Origin of the sequence: Geosporobacter subterraneus DSM 17957 (assembly GCF_900142145.1) — a bacterium.
In the GTDB taxonomy this organism is placed as follows: Bacteria; Bacillota; Clostridia; order Peptostreptococcales; family Thermotaleaceae; genus Geosporobacter; species Geosporobacter subterraneus.
In genome coordinates, this window is the sequence record NZ_FQZV01000058.1 from 1 (window position 1) to 22,778 (window position 22,778).

Below are 22,778 nucleotides of genomic sequence, written 5' to 3' on the forward strand. Positions count from 1 at the left end.
AACCATTGTTGAAAGATCCATTTCTCAGATTAAGAATTTCATCCAAATTAAATCATCAAAGGTTCGAAACACAGTATCACTCAAATCTGACATTCTCCTAGCCTGCATCTCTCAGCTCATCGCTTTTATGCTTTTGTTTAAAACACAGCAAGATCATAGGAATCCACTTGCCATCAAATCTTCAATCGCATAGATTAAATCTTTAAAGTTAGAGGTTTAGCTGCCCCTTTGCTTTGCTATGCCTTTTTTCATGTTTATATCTTCCTATGCTGTCGCATAAATACTATTTCTCCTGTGGATAAATGGAAACCACATTCTGCAACTACCTATATAATTATCTCATAATTCACTGCATAATACCATATTATGGATATTTATAAAAATGGTTTCTATTGCCCTATGTCTTTATTGTTTCAATTCTCTGCCAAGCAGCCCTCTGATACTTTCCTCCCGGTCGTCTTCCAAGGCTTCCCATCGTTTTATGCCCAGTCTGGTAATGAGCTGGAGTACATTGTCATTGTCAAAGGGAGTTGACATAGGCGTTTCCTGACTATATGCATCCACAGCCTTCTTACCTTCTTCTATTGACACAACAGCCCTCGGTCCTCCAACGCAGCCGCCTGTGCATCCCATTCCTTCTATAAAGTTTGCCTTTAGTTCCCCCTTGAGAAGCTTTTCCAAACCAGCCTTGCACTCTCCTGTACCTTCAAAGCTGATGGAATGGAAGGGGACATCCCTTTTGAGGATCCGTTCTACAGAGCGTTCCACTGCTTCGCTTACACCTCCTGTTCTGCCGTATACTCTCCCGGCAAAGGACGCCTCTTCTCGATTGTCTTCTTCCAAGGTTTCCAAATTAATTTCAAGAGCAGCAAATATTTCTTTTAATTCTCTAAATGTCAGTACATAGTCAATGGCACCCTCTAGCTCCGGGATTTTAGCCTCTGCTTTTTTAGCGATGCAGGGGCCGATGAAAACCACCTTCGCTGTTGGATTTAGCACCTTCAACACCCTACCCGATGCAATCATTGGAGATACAGAGGGCGAAATATGCTCAGCAATTTCCCTGTAATTCTTTTGAATCATCCCCACCCACACAGGACAGCAGCAACTGGTAATTAGGTAATCTTCCTCTGTTTTAACCATATGATCAAACTCGTAGGCCTCCTTCACAGTTAATATATCAGCGAATACTGCCACCTCCACCATATCCGTAAAGCCTAGCCTTTTCAGTGCTGCACGTATCTGCCCTGGCGATATTCCCTCTCCAAACTGTCCCACATAAGCAGGAGCTACGGTGGCGTAAACCGGTGCCTGCTGCTCCTGCAGCAATTTTACAACGGGCAGGAACTCAATCTTATCTGAAATTGCACCTAGTGGACATTCTCCGATACAACGTCCGCAGCCAATACATCGATGAGCCTCTTCCGTACAATCCAGATGATCTCTGGGGCAACGCTCCTCTTCCTCCCCCCTTTCCTTTTGCCAATGGCGCTGGCAGGTTTCGCATACATCTTCAATAACCGATACTAAAGGCGCTTTAATATTGTCCTGATTCATTGCACTGTCTACATCTTCGCCTAATTTGTGGTGGGCGATCCCATATAAAGGATCTAATCCCATACTTATACGGATGTGATTTTCAATAATCCGCCTCTCCCTTTCATCCAAATGCTTACCCTTTAATATCTTTTCCGGCAGTTCATCGGCCTCGTGCTTAAGCTTCCCGGCCCATGCCAGCTTCACTACCTCCCCGAAAATCATCATTCTGTAATCCTGAATTCTGTGATTAACTGCCCGTTCCATGATAAGCCTCCCTTTAAATATCTTCTTACTAGTTATTTTCACTCTTAGCCAAAGTATTTATCCAAAATAAAAAGCAGACAGGATTTTCCCATCTGCCAATAGTAAGCTTTTTAGTTATAACCCATCATTACAGCAACAATCATAAACAAAGAGGCCATCACAAATAAAATCGCCTGCATCTTAATTTGCCATTTTGCCCAATCTCCCCAGCTCATTCTGGCTACACCTAGTACTCCCATCAAACAGCCTGAAGTAGGTACGATCAAGTTTGTAAAGCCATCGCCCAACTGGAAGGCCAATACAGCAACCTGTCTTGTTACACCTACAATATCTGCCAAAGGGGCCATTAATGGCATTGTAAGGGCTGCTTGACCAGAACCGGATACAACGAAGAAATTAAATACAGATTGGAACACGTACATAAGCCAGGCAGATATCGTAGGCGGAAGACTTCCTACTGCATTGCCCATGCTGTGCAGAATTGTATTTAGTACGGTTCCACTGGTGGGATCTGTCCCGCCTAGTACAATAATGATTCCCTTTGCCATACCTACTACCATGGCTGCCCCTACCAGGTCAGCTGCACCGCTTTGGAAGGAGGATGCAATATCGTCAAGCTTCATATCATTGAGCTTAAAAATAACGCCGATGATACCTGCTGCAAGACCCATTACGAAGAATTGAGAGGCCAACTCTGGTATATAATAACCGTTCTTTACAACACCCCAGATCGTCCAAACTACAGTTAATAAAATCGTTAACAATACTAGAGCGTGACCTGTATTGAATTCTGCCTGAATGTTTTCCTTGCCCTTAAAGTCATTTCTATAATAAGCATCAGATTCATAGCAGACAGATTTTGTAGGATCCTTCTTAATCTTCAAGGCATATTTCACCGTATAGGCAACACCTATGCCCGTAAATACCACCCACATAAATATTCTGAATCCAGCCCCCGACATTACAGGGATTCCGGATACACCTTGAGCTACTGCCAAGCTGAAAGGATTCATCCAGGAGGTGGCAAATCCAATTTGTGTTGCTACATAGGTGATGCAAACGCCCACGATGGCATCATAGCCCATAGCAATCACTAAAGGCACCAGAATCATAGCAAAAGGAATTGCCTCTTCACCCATGCCAAAAACAGCACCGCCTAATGAGAATAGGATAAATATAATCGGAATAATGGCAAATTCTTTACCTTTTGTTCTGCTGATCATGGCCATGATACCATTCTCAACTGCACCAGTTCTCAGAACGATGCCAAAGGCTCCGCCGATTACTAAAATGAATGCAACGATCCCTACGGCAGAACCCCATTTATCGCCGGATACGAGACCTTCAAATACGTAGTTAAGCATACCAATGCCGCCAAAATCTTCGGTTCCAAAGATCGGTACCGGTTTGGTAACGGTTTCCCCTGCTTCATTTGTTACCAGCTGGAAGCTTTCAGGATCTAGAACTGTCCTTGTTCTTTCTTTTTCACCTTGCATATATTTTACTTCCTGTGTCTCAAACTGCCCAACGGGTACCGTATAGGTTAGAAACGAACATAATAGAATAACAGCAAAAATAATTACGTAAGTATGCGGCACCTTAAAGGTCTTTTCCTTCTTGTCTTGTTTTTCTTTAACATCTACAGACATACTTCTCCCTCCTTATAATTAATCATTAATGACATTATAAAGTAAATGCATAAATCATGCCAAGGACTCTATCCTGTAATTGTACCCTATTCCTGCAACACGCAACCTGTATCTTTGTTTTTCGGTTTTATTTTTCGCCCATTTAGCGCCATTATAATCCATTAAAAACTTTTTTATCAACCTTAAATCAGTTATCCTACCTCTGCTCATAGCTATATTTTTATATCATACTTATTTTAGTCAATAAAAAACCCACCCTTTCAGGTGGTTTTTTTCTATAGCAAGCTTTTAACCGCTTGAATAGCACTTTCATAATCCGGTTCTGATGCTACTTCTTTTACGTACTCTACATATACCACTTTATTATCCCGGTCAAGAACTACTATTCCTCTGCTTAGTAGCCTGAGCTCCTCCATAACAAATCCATACTGCAGTCCAAAGGACAGGTCCTTGTGATCCGACAGCGTAATCACTTTATCGATTCCCTTTGCCCCGCAGAATCTTCTCTGTGCAAAGGGTAAATCTACACTGATGGTTAAAATAAGTACATCCCCTAATGCTGCGGCTTCCTCGTTAAAGTGAATGGTCTGCAGTTCGCAAACCCCCGTATCTAAGGAAGGTACCACGCTGATTATTTTTACCTTATCTCCTGCATCCTTTAGGGTATAGGGCTGCAAGTCATTTTGCACAACTGTAAAATCCGGACCTTGATCTCCAACCTTTATTTCTTTCCCCAACAGGGTTAGCGGGTTTCCCTTCATGGTTACTACGTTTTTTCTTCTCTCTGTCATATAAATTACTCCTTCCATTTTCTTTTCCCTTTACATATTACCCCTCGCTTTAAATTTCTAATCAACAAAAAAGGAAAGTCGCGCTTTCCTTTTCTGTTGTCTATAAAGTTTTGTCCTCAGTAGGTATCGGTGTTGTTTTATGCTTGATCAGCTCTGTTAGATCAATTCCCGTAATCGCATTTACGGTTTCCGGAAGAGTAGAAATAATATCGGTTACATAGCCTGTAACCTTTCCTGCGCCCTTTCCATTTTCCCCCGAATCTAGAATAACAATCTTCTCTGTCTTGCTTAATGGCTCTGCAACGGCTTTTGCCAGTTCCGGCAGTTTCTCAATAATCATCTGGGTAACCGCAGCTTCGTTGTATTGTTTAAATGCCTCAGCCTTCTTTAGCATAGCTTCCGCTTCTGCTTTTCCCTTTTCCCGTATAATTTCTACCTCTGCCATACCTTCCGCCCGCTTGGCCTCTGCCTTCGCTAAACCGATAGCCTTAATTCCCTCCGCTTCAGCCAAAGCATCCTGGATCTCCTTATATTTTTCAGCTTCCGTTTTCTTTTCAGCACTATACTTTTCTGCATCAGCCTGCTTCTTGATGACAGCTTCCAGCTCTCGTTCTTTTCTCAAGGCTTCCTGTTCTGCCAGCTCAATTTCCTTCTGCTTCTTTACGATTAAAACCTGCATTTTTTCTTTTTCTGCATCCTGTTGTACTTTGCTGGTTTCAATCTCATAGGCCATATCTGCCTTTGCTTTTTCAGTCTCTTGTTCTCTACGATACTCCTGCACCTTTAACTCTTTTGCTTTTGTCGCTTCTGCAATCTGTGTTTCTGCGATCAGCCTTGCTTCTTCCCCTTCTCTATTGGCCTGAGCTGTTTTTATTTTCGTTTCCTTCTTGGCACTGGCTTCTGCTATCTCCGCATCACGCTTTACTTCAGCAATCCGTTTCTTACCAAGAGCTTCCAGGTAACCATTGTTGTCACTGATATCCCGAATGGTAAAAGCTTTGATCTCCAATCCCATATCCGCCAGATCAACAGCGGCTACTTCTTGCACCTGAGAAGCAAACTTCTCCCGGTTTTTATATATATCCTCTACGGTCATCGTAGAAATAATCTCTCTGAGCTTTCCTTCCAATACATCTCGGGCAGTATCCTTAATGACTTCTATGGTTTCTTTCTCATTTCCCGTATTAAACTGTTCCACTGCTGCCAAAATCGATTCTGTATCGGATTTGACTTTCATAACGGCTACACCGTCTGCTTTAATATCTACCCCTTGCTCTGTAAGAGCGCCATCGGTCTTAACATAGATTTTCATGTTCTCTAGTGAAATAACATCGGTCTTTTCAAGAAGAGGAATCACAAAGCCCCCGCCTCCGGAGATTACTCTTTTCTTTAGCCCGGTCACCACCAAAGCCTTATCCTGGGAGACCTTTCTCCACATGATAATTAAACCGAATAACAATAGAATTATCACCAGTACAATAATGAATGGTACAAATCCTACAAGTGCACTAATATTCATTTACTTTCCCCCTTTAAATTTTGTCTACATAAAAGACATTTTTTTGTATGTCTATAATAATTACCTCTTCTCCTGTTGCTAATTCCTTACTCTCCAAGGTCTTAGCCGGAGCAGAGTAAATATTGCCTCCAACGGTATAGCTGATCTTCCCGAACTTATCTTTCTTAATGCCTAAAGTTACCTTTGCGGTCCTCCCAATTAAATGCCTTTGTTCTACAGCACTGCTGTTTTGAACTCTATATAAGGGCACCAGCACAAAGTAATACAGCAGTACAGCAATAGCGAATGCGGCGAATAATGCAGCGAATAGAATCGTTATAGGATGCCACTCCTTTTTGAATTGAAAAATTAATCCAAAGCCTCCAAAGGCGGTTAAAAAAGCAGCAATAATCATAGGCTTAAAAGGAGAAACCTGCATATTGAAAAAACCATCGTCATCAAAGTCCGTGTCAAAATCCATGAAGTCTAAAAGCTGCCCCAAGAGAAAGGTTATAATCGTATAAAGAGCTCCCACACCGAAAAGGATATAGAAAAATGACGTCACCCACTTACCCTCCTTCCAGAAATAACCACTTTCCTATAGTATACCATTTGTTCCCAAAAAAGTCCTATTAATCGGGAAATGTAAAGTAACTGTAATATAGATGTGTGACGGAGAATCCTAATGAATATTCGGAACGACGAGGGCGTCGATCCCTACATCCCTATTTTTAGGTTTACGTAGGGAACGGTCCGAAGCCACGGAAAAAGTCAAATAATGCGTTATATCCACATGATTGTCATTCTGAGTGCAGCGAAGAATCTTAGCATTTAAGCCACTTCAAAGATTCTTCATTTCACTTCGTTACATTCAGAATGACAAAAACCAGGACTTTTTCAGTCATCTCGAACGGTCCCTGTGCTGTTTCGAATATAAATTTATACCTAGAAAAAAGAATAAAAAGCAAAGCGAAACGCTTTGCCTTTTATTCTATAGCTTTGTAGCTGCTCCTTCAATGCCAATTCTCACCCTGTAAACCGGGATATCCATACCTGCATCGGCAATTGCTTTTTCTACTGCTTTAACAATACCGGTACAGCAAGGTACCTCCATAAAGGCTACCGTAACACTTTTAATGTCATTCATCTTAAGAATCTGGGTTAGCTTTTCTGCATAAAAAGCTACATCATCTAGTTTTGGACAACCTATCACAACCTTTTTGCCCTTTAATAGCTCTAGGTGATAGTTTGGATAGGCAAAGGGTACGCAGTCAGCAGTAACCAATAGATCTGCACCTTGGAAATATGGCGCTGTTGGCGGTACCAGCATCAGCTGTACAGGCCATTGGGTTAATTGTGATTTGATTTTAATCTCAATATCTCCTTGAGAAACCTCCATTGTATCGGCTTTTTTCTCCTGATTGAAGCTTCTTAGCCTGCTGCCCGGGCATCCCCCGTGTCCATGACCGCCGTGATTAGGATGTTCATGCACTTGGTGAAGCTTTAGTGTATTCTCTTTACTTAGATGTTCTTTTACAGCTTCCTCGTCAAATTCCGCCGCATCTCTCTCGATGATTTTAATGGCATCCTGAGGACAATCTCCCAGACAGGCCCCCAAGCCATCGCATAGGTTATCAGCAATCAGCTTTGCTTTTCCGTCGATAATTTTGATAGCCCCCTCCGCACAGGACGGCACACATACTCCACAGCCATTGCATTTGTCTTCATCTATATGAACAATTTTTCTCAAAGCCATTTTTCATTCCTCCTCTTTATTAATGTTTATGATATCATTATAGGGCCTTTAGAAGCTTAATTCTGTGACATAAGTCAATATACAAATACTTTTTCGGCATATTTGTTGCTTTTTTTAGTATTTTTCCTTTGGATATTCATTCCACAGCAGTAAAGGGACTTTTCTTATGAATCCGCCGCCCGCCGCAGACATACCGTTGACATTTGATAATTATGCAGATATAATATTCAGAAAATGATATCCATCAAGCTGTTATTAAAGGAGGAAATATCATGTCTACAAATTTTTCTATGGTGGCAGCCCATTCTAGAAGACCTGCTGGAGAAGATAATATATTTGCAATCAACAATGCCGCTCAGCAGGCCGCTAAAGTACATGGCGCCGATAAGGTTGTCAACGCTTCCGTAGGTGCATTGCTGGATGATGACGGGAAGTTGTCAATCCTTCCTAGTGTTATCGAATTACTTAAAAGTCTTCCTGCCGTAGAATATGCTGCTTATGCTCCTATTGCAGGCCTCCCAAGCTTCTTAGAAGCTTCTAAAAAAGCAGTTTTTCGCGATCAGATGCCTGAAGGATATATAGAGGCCATTGCAACACCTGGAGGCAGTGGTGCTATCCGTCACACCATTTGGAACTATTCCAATGGGGGGGACTATATCCTAACACCGGACTGGTACTGGGGCCCATATAAAACTATTGCGGAAGAGCATGGCCGGGCAATCGCTACTTATACTCTCTTTGATGAGAAAGATCAATTCAACTTACAATCCTTCGCTGACAAGGTTGAAGAACTGCTGAAAAAGCAGGATCAACTGGTGATTCTATTGAATAGTCCAGCCAATAATCCTACCGGTTACAGTCTGACGAATGAAGAATGGGAAGCAGTATTAAATTATCTAAAGAAGGAAGCATCCAGCCCTGAAAAGAAGATTACCCTTTTTGTAGACATTGCTTATATAGATTTCGCCGGCGAGACCAATGAATGCAGATCCTTTATGAAACAATTCGGCGGCCTTCCGGAAAATATTCTAACCATTATGGCCTTTAGTATGTCAAAGGGGTATACCCTATATGGCATGCGCTGTGGCGCCATGATATGCGTATCTGCAAATAAAGCAGTAGCAGAGGAATTTAAGGCCGTAAACCAGTTTTCCAACCGAGGTGTATGGTCCAACGGTACGCGCCCTGCTATGACCGTACTGGCACAAATATTTGAAAGCCCTCAACTTCTCACTCAGGTTGAAAAGGAAAGAAATACCTTACAGCAGATGTTGTCTGAGCGTGCAGAGGTGTTTTTAGAGAATGCCCGCAAGGCAAATTTAAAGATTTGTCCTTATAAGGCAGGGTTCTTTATTACCATCCCTTGCAGCAATCCTGAGGCGGTTACGAAAGAGCTTCAGAAGGATTTAATTTTTGCTGTTCCCATGGGCAAAGGCATCCGTTTTGCCGTATGTTCCGTTCCAAAGGATCAGTGTGCAATTGTACCGGAAAAACTGGCGCAGGCCATTGCAAAATTTGAATAAACAATATAAGAGCCGCCGTCTATGGAGGTTCTTTTTTTGTAAATTTTTTATCCCCCTCAAGGCCTTGAAGAAAACATTTTCATGCTTTACCGCTGTAAATAATAAAAAATTTTTTTGATAAATCCTATTGACATCCCTTTTATAAATCTCTATAATCAAATCAATTGAATATCATCTATCAAGAGTGGTGGAGGGACTGGCCCTATGAAACCCGGCAACCGGCATTTTTTATGAGCACGGTGCTAAATCCTGCAGAATTTATTCTGGGAGATAGTTAATGAATCCAAAGTCTTTCTATCTGTTAGAAAGGCTTTTTTTTATATAAGTAGGAAAGTTCTGCTTTCCTATTATATATAAAAGGATTTCCCAAAGGAGGTGAACCTGTCAGCCAATCCGTACAATAACCCACCCTTTTCTGCCAGCCATCAAAGAGCAGAAAAATTGCAGCAGTACTTTCCTGGTTCTGTTGCTCTATTATCAACATTTATAAAGCTGTTTTAACCAATTGGTCCAAAGGCTTTGAGGATTGGTCGTTCACCAATACAAACAGAAGAACTGGACAAAAACTAAAATAATCATAAAAGGAGTGTTTTCAGTGAAAAGAATATTCGCATTGTGCTTAACTGTATTATTGTTGGGAACATTACTGACTGGCTGCGGCAGCAAGCCCGCTGCATCTCCTACAGGCCCCCTAAAGGTTGGCGTCACCGCAGGTCCTCATGAACAAATCATGGAGAAAGTAAAAGAATTGGCGAAGGCGCAAGGCCTGGATATCGAATTAGTAGTATTTAGTGATTATGTACAGCCAAATGTGCTTTTATTTGAAAAGCAGCTTGATGTCAATAGCTACCAGCATCAGCCTTATCTGGATAAATTCAACAAGGATCAAAAAATGGATTTGATCAGCATTGCCACTACTGTAAACTTCCCTATGGGTGTATACTCCAACAAAATCAAATCATTATCAGACTTAAAATCAGGAGATAAAATCTCCCTTCCTAATGATCCCACCAATGGAGCAAGATCTTTGATTCTATTGCAATCCGCCGGTATCATCAAGCTCAAGGAAGGCTCAGGATTGGCAAGCACTGTTAAGGATATCGCTGAGAATCCTCTTAATCTGCAATTCATAGAACTGGAAGCTCCAATGGTAGCCCGATCCCTGCCCGATGTTACCGCTGCTGCCATTAACACAAACTTTGCCATTGAAGCAGGATTAAACCCGGTAAAGGATTCTATCTTTATTGAGCCAAAGGATTCTCCTTGGGTAAATGTGATTGCTGTAAGACCTGATGGTTCAAAGGATGATCCCCGTGTTCAGCAGTTAGTAAAAGTCTATCAGTCCGATGCTATTAAGCAGTTTATAGAAGAGAAATTTGACGGTTCTGTAGTTGCAGGATTCTAAGGAGGCGGTCTTATGGCTGAATATCCCTTTAAATACGGCAATACCCAATACAACTTTAAAATTGAAAGGGGAGAACTTCTCCATCTTTTAAAGCCACGCCCTGCAGTCCCTATAGCCGATGTTCATCAGAAATGCATCGAAGCTTTAGAAAATCCTATTGGCACATTACCATTAAGGCAGATCATAAGCCCTGGCGAGAATGTCCTATTGATTGTCAGTGATATTACCCGGGCTTGGATTCGAACCAATCAATTTTTAGTCCACATCATAAACTATCTCAATGGATTAAGCATTCCGGATCAGGATATATCGGTACTCATTGCCCTGGGTACCCATCGTCCTTCTACAGAAGAAGAAAAAAAGCAGATTGTAGGTGAAGAAATCTATAACCGCATTGCCATTTATGATCATGATTGTTTCGATCCCGGTCAACTTGAAAATTTGGGCACCTCCAGTGCCGGAACACCCATTCAAATCCACAAGAGAGTAGTGGCGGCGGACCGTGTAATTTTGACCGGAGGCATTGTATTTCACCTATTTGCAGGCTTTGGAGGCGGTGCGAAAGGCATAGTGCCGGGAGTAGCAGGCTTAGAAACCATACAGCATAATCATCGTTTGACCTTCTACGAAGGTGAAAGTGCAGGTCTTAACCCTGATGCCTGCTCCAATAAAATCGAAGGAAATCCTATGCGTCAGGACATCACGGAGATTTGCCGCAGGGTAAATCCTGACTTTCTCTTTAATGCGGTTTTAGATGCAGAAGGAAATTTCATTGAGTTTGTGGCAGGCGACTTTGAAGCAGCCTGGCTGAAGGGTTGTAATACGATTCGACAGCTCTACGGCATTGAGGTGAAAGAAAAAGCAGACCTGATTATTGCTTCTGCCGGCGGTTACCCAAAAGATATCAATCTCTATCAGTCTGTTAAAACCATGGATAATTGTATTTTTGGCGGTAAGGAAGACAGTGTAATCCTGCTTTTGGCCGAATGCAGAGACGGCCTTGGGGCCGATGAGTTTTTAGAATGGTTTCAGTATGATACTTTAGAAAAAATGGAAGCTGCCTTGAAGCGGAATTTTACAGTACCCGGTTATGCAGCCTATAAGGCAGCCTATGTAGCAAAATATCGGAAACTGGTACTTCTCTCTTCTCTTGAGGATGAGGTAGTTGGAAGACTGGGTTTTATCCCTGCTAGATCCATGGAAGAAGCCATATCTCTAGCCTATTCTCTGGCCGGGGAACAACCAAAGATCACACTTATGCCCTACGGCGCCAATACCCTGCCAATTCTGGCATAAAAAATACAAAACCCACACCTTTCGGTGTGGGTTGTTTGTATTATCTGTCGTAGGATCTTCTTTGTCCGCCATTATTTGGCTTTGAGAAGTTTCTCTTTGCCTTTTGACGGCACTCCTTGCACTTTTTAGGCTCGTTATCGAACCCCTTCTCCGCATAGAACTGTTGCTCCCCTGCAGAAAAAGTAAACTCTACACCGCAGTCTTTACATTCGATCGTTTTGTCTTGGAACATTAAAACAGCCTCCCTTCATCAATGGATTATAGAACATATAACATTACTCTTTAAAACAACCTAGCCATTGATTGGGAAGGGTGTAGTTATAAACGCTATATATTCCATTATATTATAATACTTATATACTTGCATTGCAACTAAAATTTTCTATAATAGAGTCGCTTTTCTAAAATTTCTAAATTGTTTCTTGGCATGATTTTCCTCTCACCATACATCTTATGCATAGGATTTTAAGATTAGGAAAGAATCATTTGAGAAGCAGTTTATTTTAGTATATAATTGTTGTAAATACCTTATTTCATAGGAATGGAGTGTTGAAATGATTATACCGGAATTAAAAATAGGGCACTTAACTGCAAAGGTCCCCATTGTACAAGGAGGGATGGGCGTAGGCATCTCCTTATCAAGTCTGGCAGCTGCTGTTGCCAACTGTGGTGCAATTGGTGTCATTTCAGGGATTGAGCCTGGTTTTACACTGGATCATTATTCTAAGAACAAATTCCAAGCCAATATTGACGGATTAGTTTATCATATCCGTCGAGCCAGGGAATTAGCCCCTCAAGGCATAATAGGCGTCAATATTATGACTGCCATTAATAATTTTGATGATATGGTTAAAGCAGCAGTAAAAGAAAAAATTGACATTATTTTCGCCGGTGCGGGACTGCCTATGAAGCTTCCTGAACTTATAAAGGATTCTATGACAAAAATTGCCCCAATTGTTTCCTCCGGAAAAGTGGCACAGTTAATTTGCAAGCAGTGGGATCGTAAGCACAGCTATCTTCCAGACGCCATTGTGGTAGAAGGTCCGGAGGCCGGGGGTCACTTGGGCTTCTCCGTAGAAGAATTGGAGCATATAAAGGATTTTTCACTGAAGAAATTGGTACAAGAAGTATTGGAAGCCATCAAGCCCTTTGAGGAAAAGTATGACCGAAAGATCCCTGTGATCGCCGGGGGCGGCGTCTACGACGGGGCAGATATTGCAGAGCTATTAAGATCTGGTGCTTCTGGCGTTCAGATGTCTACCCGTTTTGTGGCTACTTATGAATGTGATGCTTCTCCGGAATTTAAGCAGGCTTATATTGATGCGAAGGAAGAAGATGTGATGATCATCAAGAGCCCTGTGGGAATGCCTGGCAGAGCAATTCGCAATACATTTTTGGAAAAGGTTTACAAGAATGAAAAACCTAAGGGAATCAAGTGCATTAACTGCCTCAAGCCTTGTAATCCTGCTGAGACCTTATATTGTATTGCCGATGCATTGATTAATGCGCAAAAAGGCAACCTGGACAAGGGCTTTGCCTTTGCCGGCGCAAAGGTGCATCGAATAGATCGGTTGATGTCCGTAAAGGAATTAGTTGATGAATTGATGACAGAATTGAAAGCACAATAATAGGAGCCACAAGGCTCCTATTATTGTGCCTCATGGCTTATCCTGGACTTTCCTTGAAGTCAAAATCACATCATCTTTCAATCATTGGGACAAAATATTCTTAGAAATTAACACGGGAATGATTGTCTTTTTTCTCGGCTTTGTGTTACAATGTCATGTGGATAATTTACAAGAGAGGAAGTTTCTAATGATTCAGCACAACATTCGTAATATTGCTATTATTGCCCATGTTGACCATGGGAAAACGACTTTAGTAGATGAGCTGCTAAAGCAAAGCGGAACCTTTAGGAGCAATGAGCAGGTAGATGAGCGTGTTATGGACTCCAATGACCTGGAGCGTGAAAGAGGCATTACCATTTTAGCCAAAAATACATCCATTCTTTATAAAGATGTTAAAATCAACATCGTAGATACACCGGGCCATGCAGACTTCGGCGGCGAAGTAGAGCGGATTATGAAAATGGTGGATGGGGTTCTGCTGTTGGTGGATGCCTTCGAAGGCCCAATGCCCCAGACAAAATTCGTACTGAGAAAAGCTCTAGAAGCAGGCATCAAGCCTGTGGTTGTAATTAATAAGATTGATCGTCCCGAAGCCCGCTGTGAGGCTGTTGTAGATGAAGTACTGGATCTTTTCATCGATCTGGGTGCAGACGATGATCAGCTTGAGTTTCCAGTCATCTACGCATCGGCTAAGCAGGGAATCGCACGATACGAAATTACCGACACAAATCAGGACATGCATCCTTTATTGGATATGATTTTAGAGGAAGTGCCTGCACCCGAGGGTATCCTTGAAGATGGTCTGCAGTTAATGATTTCTTCTATCGATTATGATAAGTATGTAGGCCGTATCGGTATCGGCAAGATCACAAGGGGCAGCATTCGGAAAAATCAGGAAGCTGTCCTATGCACAGCGGACGGGCAGTTTAAGAACTTCCGAATCAGCAAGCTCTATGCCTACCACGGACTTAACAAGGTGGAGCTGGAAGAGGCCCAATTTGGAGAGATTGTAGCCATTGCCGGAATAGAAACGCTGAATATCGGGGAGACTGTATGCTCCACTGATAAAGTCGAGCCCCTTCCATTTATAAAAATTGACGAGCCTACTATCTCTATGTACTTTATCGTTAATGACAGTCCCTTTTCAGGTAGAGAAGGGCAGTTTGTTACCAGCCGGCATTTAAGAGACCGTCTTCAACGGGAGTTGCTTTCAAACGTAGCCTTGCGGGTAGAGGATACCGACTCACCAGATTCCTTCAAGGTTTCCGGACGGGGTGAGCTTCATTTGTCTATTCTAATTGAAACCATGCGCCGTGAAGGCTATGAGCTTTCCGTATCTAAACCGGAGGTAATTATGAAAACCATCGATGGCGTACTCTGCGAGCCAATGGAGCATGTTACGATTGAAACTCCGGAAGAGTATATGGGTGTGGTCATTGAAACCCTGGGACAACGTAAAGGCGAAATGATCAATATGTTTACAAACAGCAACGGCTCTGTAAAGCTGGAGTTCCGTATCCCAGCAAGAGGATTGATCGGATACCGCTCCGAATTCATGACCGATACCCGTGGTACCGGAATTTTGAATCATATCTTTGACGGCTATGCACCTCACAGAGGGGAAATCAAGTCTCGCTCCAAAGGTTCCCTGGTTGCCTTTGAAGGCGGTACAGCTGTAACCTACGGCTTATATAACGCTCAGGAAAGAGGAAGTCTTTTCATCCTTCCTGGTACAGAGGTTTACGAGGGGATGATTGTTGGAGAAAATGCCAGAGCAGGAGATATCGCAGTAAATGTCTGCAAACGCAAGCAGTTAACGAATGTCCGTGCTTCCGGCTCCGATGACTCTATGCGTCTTGTACCTCCTGTTCGACTTTCTTTGGAGCAAGCCTTAGAGTTTATTGCTGATGATGAATTGGTAGAGGTTACTCCTAAAAATATTCGTCTTAGAAAGAAATTACTGGATAAGCACTCCCGTGCAAAGGCATCCAGAGCATAAATAGAAAAAATGCCCATGGGTCTATACTAGATTCATGGGCATTTTATTACTCCTCAAAAGTTCCCTTTACTACCGCAGCACCTTGCTTTACCATCACTTTACCCTTTGCAATTACAGTATCTACTGTGAAGGTTTCCTGATCTACCAGCACAATGTCTGCGTCCTTACCAATTTCGATTGTTCCCTTATTTTTTAGCTTCAAGATTCTGGCAGGATTTTCTGTTACCACCTTAAGTGCATCAGCCATAGGCACTCCATCGACCTGTACTGCATCTCTAAATTCTCTAAAGATGGAGTCTACTTTTCCCACTCCAAGACCGATACACTCTTTCTTCTTATTAAAAGTTGGCATGCTGCCCTGGCCATCAGAAGAGAAAGTGATGTTTTCAACAGCAACGCCGGCATCCATGGCAATTTTAAGCCCTGTACTGGCCTTTACCTCATCTTCCTCTAAGAATTCAGGATCTGAGCTTGTGGTCAGATCAATGATTCCACCCTTCTTTCCATACTCAATTCCTTTTTGCATCACTTTCATACTACGGTTCATGTGAGTAGGAACAAATTGAGCGGCCGGGATTTCTGTATGCTCGATAATATGAATGAGAGCCTCTAGATGTCTGGCCCCATCCCCCAGATGGATATTTACAATTCCTGCTTTTCCGGACAGAATTCCTCCTACTCTTGCCTCAGCCGCCAACTTTGCCAAATCTTCTACTGTGGGTTGTGAGGATCTATGATCAGAAATAGCAATCTCACCTATTCCAATGACTTTATCAATTAAAATAATGTCATCCATGGCACTTCCGGTAATGGTTCTTACAGGGACTTGATAAGATCCTGTATATATATAGGCAGTAATGCCTTCCTCTTCTAACCCTCTGGCTTTCGCCAAAAGACCCTTCATACATCGGGTCGTACCATCGGTTCCCAAACAACCCACAACCGTAGTAACCCCTGCCTTTGTAATAGCTGAGAGCATAATTTCCGGCGTTCTCGTTTTAAAACCGCCCTCTCCCCCGCCCCCAGTGATATGCACATGACTGTCGATTAGCCCAGGAATCACGTACTTACCAGAGGCATCAATCACTTCTATATCCAGCATGGCGTCAGGTATGTTGATCTCTTCCTTCAAATCTCCGATTTTATCTGCAACAAGTAGTAAATCCATTTTACCCATGTAGTGGGGAGCATAGACCTCTCCACCCTTAACTAACTTCATCATTGTACTTCCCCTTTCTTAAAACACGGAAGCCCCTTCAGCCTCTATAGGTTTCCTGATGAATTAAAAATGTTGCAATTTTTATGCCAATGATATTTCATTAGATTTTAAAGCATTCGGTCGTTCCCCTTATGAAATCCTTTTTTATTGGAAACCATTAGAATCCATTATTATCCATTAAGTCTCTCTTGTTCCACCATCTGCTTTCCTTTTCTCGTTAAACGCGTTCCCGCTCTTCCCTTGCTCTTGATCAAGTAACCATGCTCTTCTAAGAGATTCATTCGCTGGCGAATCTGCGGTTCTGTCAGAGTATACCCTTCTGCTTTGGCCAGCTCTGCCAACTGCTTTCTTCCAAGCAAAATATTTTGACTGCCAGCTGTGTAGAGCTGTCTTAGAATAAAATAGAGCTCTGATGAATTTCCCAGTTCTTCCAGCTCGTTGGTCTCCTTATATCCTTGAAAGCTTTCTGCCGTTAGTTTTACTTGAAAAAAGCTTTTTTCCGGAATATCATGAATGCGAATAACATCGCCTTCGCAAACTGCCAGCATATATTCTAAGGTATTTTTTAATTCCCGAACATTTCCATACCAATTATAATGCATCAGGCGCTGAATAACCTCTTCCTCAATCCTCATAGACCGGGGTTCGTTCTGTTGAATAAAATAATTCACCAGTTCACGAATGTCTTCCTTCCTTTCCCTGAGGGGCGGCAGCTGCACATATAATACCTTAAGGCGATGATATAAGTCCTGTCTAAATTTTCCTGTCTCAATCATCTCCATCAGATTTTTGTTGGTAGCAGCAATAACTCTTACATCTACGGGGATGATCTCAGTCCCACCTACCCGCATAATTTCCTTCTCCTGAAGCACCCGCAGCAGTCTAGCCTGAATCTTTGGAGATATGTCCCCTATCTCGTCAAGAAATAAAGTTCCCCCATTAGCCTGTTCAAAGAGTCCCTTTTTACCGCCCTTTCTCGCTCCTGTAAAAGCCCCTTCCTCGTAACCGAACAGCTCACTTTCTACTAAATCTTCTGGCAGAGCGCTAAAATTCACGCCTAAAAAAGGTCCCCCTCTTCTAACAGAACAATTATGAATAGCACTGGCAAACAGTTCCTTTCCAGTACCGCTTTCTCCTTCAATCAAAATATTGAGTTCACTGCTAGCCAGTTTTGCAGCGATTCTCTTCTTATTTTTTATGCTTTCACTGCTGCCAACGATATCCTCAAAGGTATATTTTCCAATGTGCCCCCGCTTGATTAATTCTCGTCTCAGCTGACGCTCTATTTCCAGTGCCTCTTTAATATTCTTAAAGGTGGCTACGATTAGATTTTCTTCCTTGATGTAAAACTTTTTCACCAAAATCTCTACATTGTCGATAGACAAGATCATGTTGGCTCCATCCGGATCATTCAATAAGAAATGCAGCAACTCCTTATTCTTAATGATCTGCCTTATGTTTTTTCCCATAGTAAAGGGCATGGCAGTTTGAAAAATTTTTTCCAAATTGCCGTTGGCTACCTTGATTTCACCATAGGTGTCTACACTAAGCAACCCGTCGTTTACTCCCTCCAACACAGTTTTTAAGTTTTTATTGAACCTATTGGTTTCCTGAGTAGCTTCAACTAATCGCTGACCTAATTGAATGATCTTGGCTAAATATTTTTGAGATAATTCGTGGGCCTTTCCTTCCAGCATGTCCAATCTTTTTAGAATCTCTGTCATGGAGGTCATATCGATCAGCCGCGGTCCAATATCAATGATCTCCTCTACGAACTCAGGGGCCTTATCTCCTTCTCCCGGTGTCACGGCTATTTTTACCGGCTTAACACTCTTAATACCCGGATAATAAGGGATGAATTTTAAATGATTAATTCCCAATTCCTTTAACTTCCCTATGGAGTCAAAAACCGTTTCCGCTACGTCATTAACAAATAATACTTCACTTCCTGGCGGTATAAACAAGAGCTTGTCTATATAGTGGTAATTGATAGTTCGCCTTGCAGTCATTACACGCTGCTTGCTGTCCTCATGCAAATAGGGCAAAGCTTCAGGATACACAAGATCCGAGGATAAGATAATTAAATCAGATTTGATGATTTCTTCAATACCCTCATCTATTGCATAGCTTTTAATCCGTATGTATTCTCCAATATAACTGCGCAGTTGCTCTAGCAGTGTCTTTCTTGTTTCTTCCGTTCCTGCGATCAATGTGATTTCTTTCATCAGCATGTAGGATCTTCCCCCTTTTCATCTCCTGCAGCAATCTTATAGTAGAGGGGAAAACAATCTCCCCGTAGCTTCCTTTATCTTCTCAGAAAGGGGCCTTTTTAAATGTTCTTCCAAGAGGACCTCTTTACTGTCTTCTATATCTGCTAAGAAATCTTTCTCCATTTCCATTACGATTTCCTTGTCATAAATAAAAGCATTTACTTCAAAATTTATTTGAAAGCTGCGAATATCTAAATTTGCAGTCCCGATGGAAGCTGCGCTTCCGTCTGCCAGTAGAATTTTTGCATGAATAAATCCTTTTTGATACTTATAGACTTTGACCCCTGCCTTCAGCAAATCTTCAATGTTGCCCATGGATGCCCAAAAGACTGTCTTATGATCAGGTCGGCTCGGCAGTATGACCCGTACATCAACTCCGCTTAAAGCTGCTGTCTTTAATGCCATCATAATGCTCTCATCAGGCACAAGGTAGGGGGTATTGATCCAAATACGATTCTCTGCTGAAGAGATGATGGCAAAGTAGGCCTGCATAATGGACTGCCAATCTGAGTCAGGTCCACTGCCTGTAATTTGAATCAGCTGTTCCCCATAATAATCCAGCTTTGGAAAGTAGGTCTCATTAAAAGCTATATACTCCTTTGTAACAAATTCCCAGTCACCTAAAAAAATATTTTGGAGTCCGTAAACCGCTTCTCCTTCAATTTTTAAGTGGGTGTCCCGCCAAAAACCCAAGTAGGAATCATTTCCTAAATATTCGTCTCCAATATTGAGCCCTCCTACAAATCCTACCTTCCCGTCAATCACAATAATTTTCCGATGATTTCTATAGTTTAGCTCCCTGCTCAGCAACGGAAAAAACACGGGCAAAAATCCATGAATTTCAACTCCTGCAGCTCTCATGTCCTCAAGATAAGATTTTCCCAGTTTCCAACTACCTACACTGTCGTAAAGCACTCTAACCTTTACCCCTTTACGGGCCTTCTCCATAAGCTGCTCTTTAATAACGCCACCGATGATATCATCCTTGATAATAAAGTATTCCAGGTGAATATGATCTTGGGCACCTTCAAGAGCCTTCATGATGGTCTCAAAGGTCGCCACTCCGTTGGACAGTACCGTAACACGGTTATTTACTGTAAAGGGGGATTTTGCATTATTTAAAATCAAGCTGATGAGTCTCCTTTTGACCAGGCTGTCCTCTTCAAAAAACAACTGTTCTTCTTTGATGGCTTCCTGTTGTATTGTGGCCAATTCTTCCAGCTGTTGAAAATTTCTGACACGTTTCTTTTTGAAAATATTTTCCTTTCTAAAGCTGTGTCCTAAAAACAGATAAAAAATAAATCCGATCACAGGGACCAGTACCAATATTAACAGCCATGAAATGGTCTTTGCAGGATTTTTGTTCTCCATAAATATAAGGATAGCGATAAAAACAGTATAGATCGTAAAAACCATTCCTGCTACTCTTCTAAAGTCTCCAAAGCCCTCTGCCCATCTTGTAGAAATAGGTTCTTCCTGCAGTTTCTGATCAAGAATGGACATCTGAAGGCTGCCAATTTGATTGTTTTCCAAAGCAGTTGCGGGGTTGTAGGAAGCAGTGATCATTAACAGTAAAATAATGAATGCAATCAGGATTTTACATTTTCTATACACTTTTACCACCTCCCTTTTATTGTATACTGCTATTTAATACCCATTATACGATAGGAATCACCAATCGTTCCTTACTATAAAAGACCTCTATGACCGTTCCTAAAAACAATGGATATCTTGATCATCAGAAGCCTTTTCCTGCTTTTCTGCATTCTATTTCCTATTCTTTCACTAGGTCTATCTCTATACGTATACATCTGCCTAATATTTTGATCTCCTTTAATTCCTTCGTCACGGCCTTCGGTTCATGAATATTAGACACCAACTGAAGTTTATTTCCCTCTGCCCGTTTAAGCTTTCGGATCATTCTGACTCCATCAGCTTCCAGGAGGTAAAAGCCATTATCTGCCCATTGATTATTTAAAAATACCAGAACTCGATCTCCTTTTTGCATACGAAAACCCGTCATGGATTGATCTGCAAGCTCTATGTATACCAGCTTATCTGGATTGAATCCTTCTACCTTCCGTTCAATGATGGGGAAGCTCTTATGCCCCTTCACCTTCTCCATTTGAACATCATAAATTGGAATTTTCTTAATGATATTGGCCAATGCAAAATCCCATTGCTCCAATGGCTCTACTGTTTCCCGCTTTACCACGGGAACTTCCGCTTTCTTTATTTTCTGTGTTTCAACGATTTCCCCTTTATCCGGCTCCAATGTAATATTTTCTTCTAAATTGACTCCTAAGGCCTTTGAGATTTGCCCAATCAGCCGCTCGTTAATAATTTTTTTCCCGCTTTCTACTTCCAAAATAAAAGATTCAGTAACCCCACACTTTTTTCCCAACTGCTTCGGTGTTAACCCTTTTTTTGTTCTCTCCTCTTTAATTTTATTACCTATACGACTCATATAAACACCTCTCCGTATGTAACCCTTCTCTTTTTATATTAGATTTAGTGATATATTCATTCCATCACAGACAGGAAATTTTGTCAATTTCTTTTTACAGCTTCACAGCGATAAATGGGCTTGCCCATTTGTGAAAACTTATCCTCATATTCTGTAGTGATATTCTCTTTTAAATCACTTTGATGCAAGTCAAAGGTAATATTTCGCAGTCGGAGATCACAGATAGAAAATTCATTGAGGGAAAACTCAAACAGCTTTTCGTTGTCCGTCTTAAAGTGAATTTCTCCCTGCTTATCCAATAAGCTTTTATAGGTTTCCAAGAAACTTCGGTAGGTTAATCTGCGCTTCGCCCATCTGTTTTTAGGCCATGGATCGCAGAAATTAATATAGATCCGATGCAGTTCGCCTTTTTCAAAAACCTCTATCAATCGATTGGCATCAAACCATAGGAACACAATGTTTTCCAGCTGTTTTTTTTCTGCTTTCGTCACTGCTCTCAATAGTACCTCTTCCTTCATTTCAATACCAATATAGTTTATATGAGGGTTTTTCTCTGCCATTGTTGTAATAAACTGTCCTCTGCCAGTCCCAATCTCCACATGGATTTCTCCTATTTGTTGAAAGACCGAACACCACTTTCCTTTGTATTTTTCTGGTTCCTTCACCACCAACTTATCTTTGCTCAGCAGTTTTTCTTCAGAACCAGGCTTCTTTCTTCTTCTCATCCCTTTTCCTCCATATTTCTTTCATTGACCTCAATGACATTATTATATCACTTTTTTCTACTTCTCTATTCCATCGCACTTGAATATAAAAATACCTACCTTTTTACAGGTAGGTATTTTATTTATCATTGGCGGAGAAGGAGGGATTCGAACCCTCGCACCAGTTTCCCGGCCTAACGGTTTAGCAAACCGTCCTCTTCAGCCTACTTGAGTACTTCTCCTTGATGGCTGGGGTAGCTGGACTCGAACCAACGAAATGCCAGAGTCAAAGTCTGGTGCCTTACCGACTTGGCTATACCCCAATAAATATGGTGCGGGTGGAGGGACTTGAACCCCCACGCACGTGGCGCTAGATCCTAAGTCTAGTGCGTCTGCCAATTCCGCCACACCCGCAAGACAAAAAAATGGTGGTCGCAATAGGGATCGAACCTATGACCCCCTGCTTGTAAGGCAGGTGCTCTCCCAGCTGAGCTATGCGACCTTGAAATTGGTGACCCATCCGGGAATCGAACCCGGGTTACCGCCGTGAAAGGGCGGTGTCTTGACCGCTTGACCAATGGGCCATTTATGGCTCCAGAGCGGGGACTCGAACCCTGAACCTACCGGTTAACAGCCGGGTGCTCCACCATTGAGCTACTCTGGAACATTTCCAAACCAGCAACGACCTACTCTCCCGAGGCGTTACCGCCTGAGTACCATCAGCGCTGAAGGGCTTAACTTCTGTGTTCGGGATGGGAACAGGTGTGACC

At 42.0% G+C, this 22,778-nt stretch carries 18 protein-coding genes, 6 tRNA genes, 1 rRNA gene and 1 riboswitch; of the genes, 6 read left to right on the forward strand and 19 right to left on the reverse strand.

From position 1 onward, the window contains the following. Positions 1-193: hypothetical protein (locus BUB56_RS19710; RefSeq protein WP_278319467.1), on the forward strand; the 193-nt coding region annotated here is incomplete at its 5' end. A 212-nt stretch (positions 194-405) separates the two neighbouring features. On the opposite strand, the gene BUB56_RS16450 is transcribed toward BUB56_RS19710, so the two are convergent. From BUB56_RS16450 to BUB56_RS16475, 6 genes are all read right to left on the reverse strand, one after another. Beyond that, entirely contained in the window at positions 406-1,803 is a 1,398-nt protein-coding gene (locus BUB56_RS16450) for a [Fe-Fe] hydrogenase large subunit C-terminal domain-containing protein (protein ID WP_110942358.1), read from the reverse strand. A gap of 110 nt (positions 1,804-1,913) precedes the next feature. After that, entirely contained in the window at positions 1,914-3,452 is a 1,539-nt protein-coding gene (yfcC, locus tag BUB56_RS16455; protein ID WP_110942359.1) for a putative basic amino acid antiporter YfcC, read from the reverse strand. Positions 3,453-3,727: 275 nt separating this feature from the next. After that, positions 3,728-4,243: a thiol peroxidase gene (gene tpx, locus BUB56_RS16460; RefSeq protein WP_110942360.1), complete on the reverse strand. Its 516-nt coding sequence runs from the start codon at positions 4,241-4,243 to the stop codon at positions 3,728-3,730. Between the two features lie 100 nt (positions 4,244-4,343). Then, entirely contained in the window at positions 4,344-5,762 is a 1,419-nt protein-coding gene (locus BUB56_RS16465) for a flotillin family protein (protein WP_190014634.1), read from the reverse strand. Between the two features lie 13 nt (positions 5,763-5,775). Further along, a complete protein-coding gene (locus BUB56_RS16470) occupies positions 5,776-6,306 on the reverse strand; it encodes an NfeD family protein (protein ID WP_110942361.1) in 531 nt (176 codons plus the stop codon). Between the two features lie 426 nt (positions 6,307-6,732). Next, entirely contained in the window at positions 6,733-7,497 is a 765-nt protein-coding gene (locus tag BUB56_RS16475) for an ATP-binding protein (RefSeq protein WP_110942362.1), read from the reverse strand. Between the two features lie 272 nt (positions 7,498-7,769). Between BUB56_RS16475 and BUB56_RS16480 the strand changes: the two genes are divergently transcribed. The 3 genes from BUB56_RS16480 to larAH10 all read left to right on the forward strand — a co-directional run bounded on the left by BUB56_RS16480 (position 7,770) and on the right by larAH10 (position 11,721). Beyond that, the gene (locus BUB56_RS16480; RefSeq protein WP_207650458.1) at positions 7,770-9,020 is read left to right on the forward strand and encodes a pyridoxal phosphate-dependent aminotransferase; all 1,251 of its coding nucleotides are present in this window, start codon (positions 7,770-7,772) and stop codon (positions 9,018-9,020) included. A 172-nt stretch (positions 9,021-9,192) separates the two neighbouring features. Then, a riboswitch (SAM riboswitch) is annotated at positions 9,193-9,297 on the forward strand. A gap of 318 nt (positions 9,298-9,615) precedes the next feature. Then, positions 9,616-10,425, forward strand: coding sequence for a MetQ/NlpA family ABC transporter substrate-binding protein (locus BUB56_RS16490; protein WP_110942364.1), 810 nt, complete (start codon positions 9,616-9,618; stop codon positions 10,423-10,425). Between the two features lie 12 nt (positions 10,426-10,437). Beyond that, positions 10,438-11,721, forward strand: a complete 1,284-nt coding sequence (gene larAH10, locus BUB56_RS16495) for an NPN-dependent 2-hydroxyacid racemase, LarAH10 family (RefSeq protein ID WP_110942365.1) — start codon at positions 10,438-10,440, stop codon at positions 11,719-11,721. Between the two features lie 40 nt (positions 11,722-11,761). Here larAH10 and BUB56_RS16500 read toward each other — a convergent pair whose 3' ends face one another. Next, a complete protein-coding gene (locus tag BUB56_RS16500; protein WP_110942366.1) occupies positions 11,762-11,953 on the reverse strand; it encodes a zinc-ribbon domain-containing protein in 192 nt (63 codons plus the stop codon). A 322-nt stretch (positions 11,954-12,275) separates the two neighbouring features. On the opposite strand from BUB56_RS16500, the gene BUB56_RS16505 reads away from it, so the two are divergent. Both BUB56_RS16505 and typA read left to right on the forward strand, forming a co-directional pair. Then, positions 12,276-13,349, forward strand: a complete 1,074-nt coding sequence (locus BUB56_RS16505; RefSeq protein WP_110942367.1) for an NAD(P)H-dependent flavin oxidoreductase — start codon at positions 12,276-12,278, stop codon at positions 13,347-13,349. A 187-nt stretch (positions 13,350-13,536) separates the two neighbouring features. Further along, entirely contained in the window at positions 13,537-15,348 is a 1,812-nt protein-coding gene (gene typA, locus BUB56_RS16510; RefSeq protein ID WP_110942368.1) for a translational GTPase TypA, read from the forward strand. A gap of 46 nt (positions 15,349-15,394) precedes the next feature. Here the strand turns inward: typA and iadA are convergent, their stop codons facing one another. From iadA to rrf, 12 genes are all read right to left on the reverse strand, one after another. Next, entirely contained in the window at positions 15,395-16,570 is a 1,176-nt protein-coding gene (gene iadA / locus BUB56_RS16515) for a beta-aspartyl-peptidase (protein WP_190014636.1), read from the reverse strand. A 167-nt stretch (positions 16,571-16,737) separates the two neighbouring features. Continuing rightward, positions 16,738-18,798 (reverse strand): sigma 54-interacting transcriptional regulator, encoded by a 2,061-nt coding sequence (locus tag BUB56_RS16520; RefSeq protein WP_110942369.1) that lies wholly within the window; start codon positions 18,796-18,798, stop codon positions 16,738-16,740. Positions 18,799-18,834: 36 nt separating this feature from the next. Then, positions 18,835-20,451: a cardiolipin synthase gene (gene cls / locus BUB56_RS16525; protein WP_242946412.1), complete on the reverse strand. Its 1,617-nt coding sequence runs from the start codon at positions 20,449-20,451 to the stop codon at positions 18,835-18,837. A gap of 160 nt (positions 20,452-20,611) precedes the next feature. After that, the gene (locus tag BUB56_RS16530) at positions 20,612-21,304 is read right to left on the reverse strand and encodes a helix-turn-helix domain-containing protein (protein WP_110942370.1); all 693 of its coding nucleotides are present in this window, start codon (positions 21,302-21,304) and stop codon (positions 20,612-20,614) included. 83 nt (positions 21,305-21,387) lie between these two features. Beyond that, complete coding sequence (gene trmB / locus BUB56_RS16535; RefSeq protein WP_110942371.1) at positions 21,388-22,029, reverse strand: tRNA (guanosine(46)-N7)-methyltransferase TrmB; 642 nt, start codon at positions 22,027-22,029, stop codon at positions 21,388-21,390. 129 nt (positions 22,030-22,158) lie between these two features. Continuing rightward, positions 22,159-22,250, reverse strand: a tRNA-Ser gene (locus BUB56_RS16540). A gap of 4 nt (positions 22,251-22,254) precedes the next feature. Next, positions 22,255-22,331, reverse strand: a tRNA-Gln gene (locus BUB56_RS16545). Between the two features lie 7 nt (positions 22,332-22,338). Further along, positions 22,339-22,422: transfer RNA gene (locus tag BUB56_RS16550), tRNA-Leu, on the reverse strand. Positions 22,423-22,434: 12 nt separating this feature from the next. Further along, positions 22,435-22,510 (reverse strand) — tRNA-Val (locus tag BUB56_RS16555). 7 nt (positions 22,511-22,517) lie between these two features. Continuing rightward, positions 22,518-22,592: transfer RNA gene (locus BUB56_RS16560), tRNA-Glu, on the reverse strand. Between the two features lie 5 nt (positions 22,593-22,597). Beyond that, positions 22,598-22,672 (reverse strand) — tRNA-Asn (locus BUB56_RS16565). 9 nt (positions 22,673-22,681) lie between these two features. Then, positions 22,682-22,778 (reverse strand): 5S ribosomal RNA (gene rrf, locus BUB56_RS16570); the annotation flags it as partial.

Bases quoted from the DNA above. Each gene is read 5' to 3' on its own strand.
- BUB56_RS16475 (WP_110942362.1), bottom strand. From the start codon at position 7,497: ATGGCTTTGAGAAAAATTGTTCATATAGATGAAGACAAATGCAATGGC.
- BUB56_RS16450 (WP_110942358.1), bottom strand. From the start codon at position 1,803: ATGGAACGGGCAGTTAATCACAGAATTCAGGATTACAGAATGATGATT.
- BUB56_RS16505 (WP_110942367.1), top strand. From the start codon at position 12,276: ATGATTATACCGGAATTAAAAATAGGGCACTTAACTGCAAAGGTCCCC.
- BUB56_RS16500 (WP_110942366.1), bottom strand. From the start codon at position 11,953: ATGTTCCAAGACAAAACGATCGAATGTAAAGACTGCGGTGTAGAGTTT.
- iadA (WP_190014636.1), bottom strand. From the start codon at position 16,570: ATGATGAAGTTAGTTAAGGGTGGAGAGGTCTATGCTCCCCACTACATG.
- BUB56_RS16520 (WP_110942369.1), bottom strand. From the start codon at position 18,798: ATGCTGATGAAAGAAATCACATTGATCGCAGGAACGGAAGAAACAAGA.
- BUB56_RS16530 (WP_110942370.1), bottom strand. From the start codon at position 21,304: ATGAGTCGTATAGGTAATAAAATTAAAGAGGAGAGAACAAAAAAAGGG.
- larAH10 (WP_110942365.1), top strand. From the start codon at position 10,438: ATGGCTGAATATCCCTTTAAATACGGCAATACCCAATACAACTTTAAA.
- trmB (WP_110942371.1), bottom strand. From the start codon at position 22,029: ATGAGAAGAAGAAAGAAGCCTGGTTCTGAAGAAAAACTGCTGAGCAAA.
- yfcC (WP_110942359.1), bottom strand. From the start codon at position 3,452: ATGTCTGTAGATGTTAAAGAAAAACAAGACAAGAAGGAAAAGACCTTT.
- tpx (WP_110942360.1), bottom strand. From the start codon at position 4,243: ATGACAGAGAGAAGAAAAAACGTAGTAACCATGAAGGGAAACCCGCTA.
- BUB56_RS16465 (WP_190014634.1), bottom strand. From the start codon at position 5,762: ATGAATATTAGTGCACTTGTAGGATTTGTACCATTCATTATTGTACTG.
- typA (WP_110942368.1), top strand. From the start codon at position 13,537: ATGATTCAGCACAACATTCGTAATATTGCTATTATTGCCCATGTTGAC.
- BUB56_RS16480 (WP_207650458.1), top strand. From the start codon at position 7,770: ATGTCTACAAATTTTTCTATGGTGGCAGCCCATTCTAGAAGACCTGCT.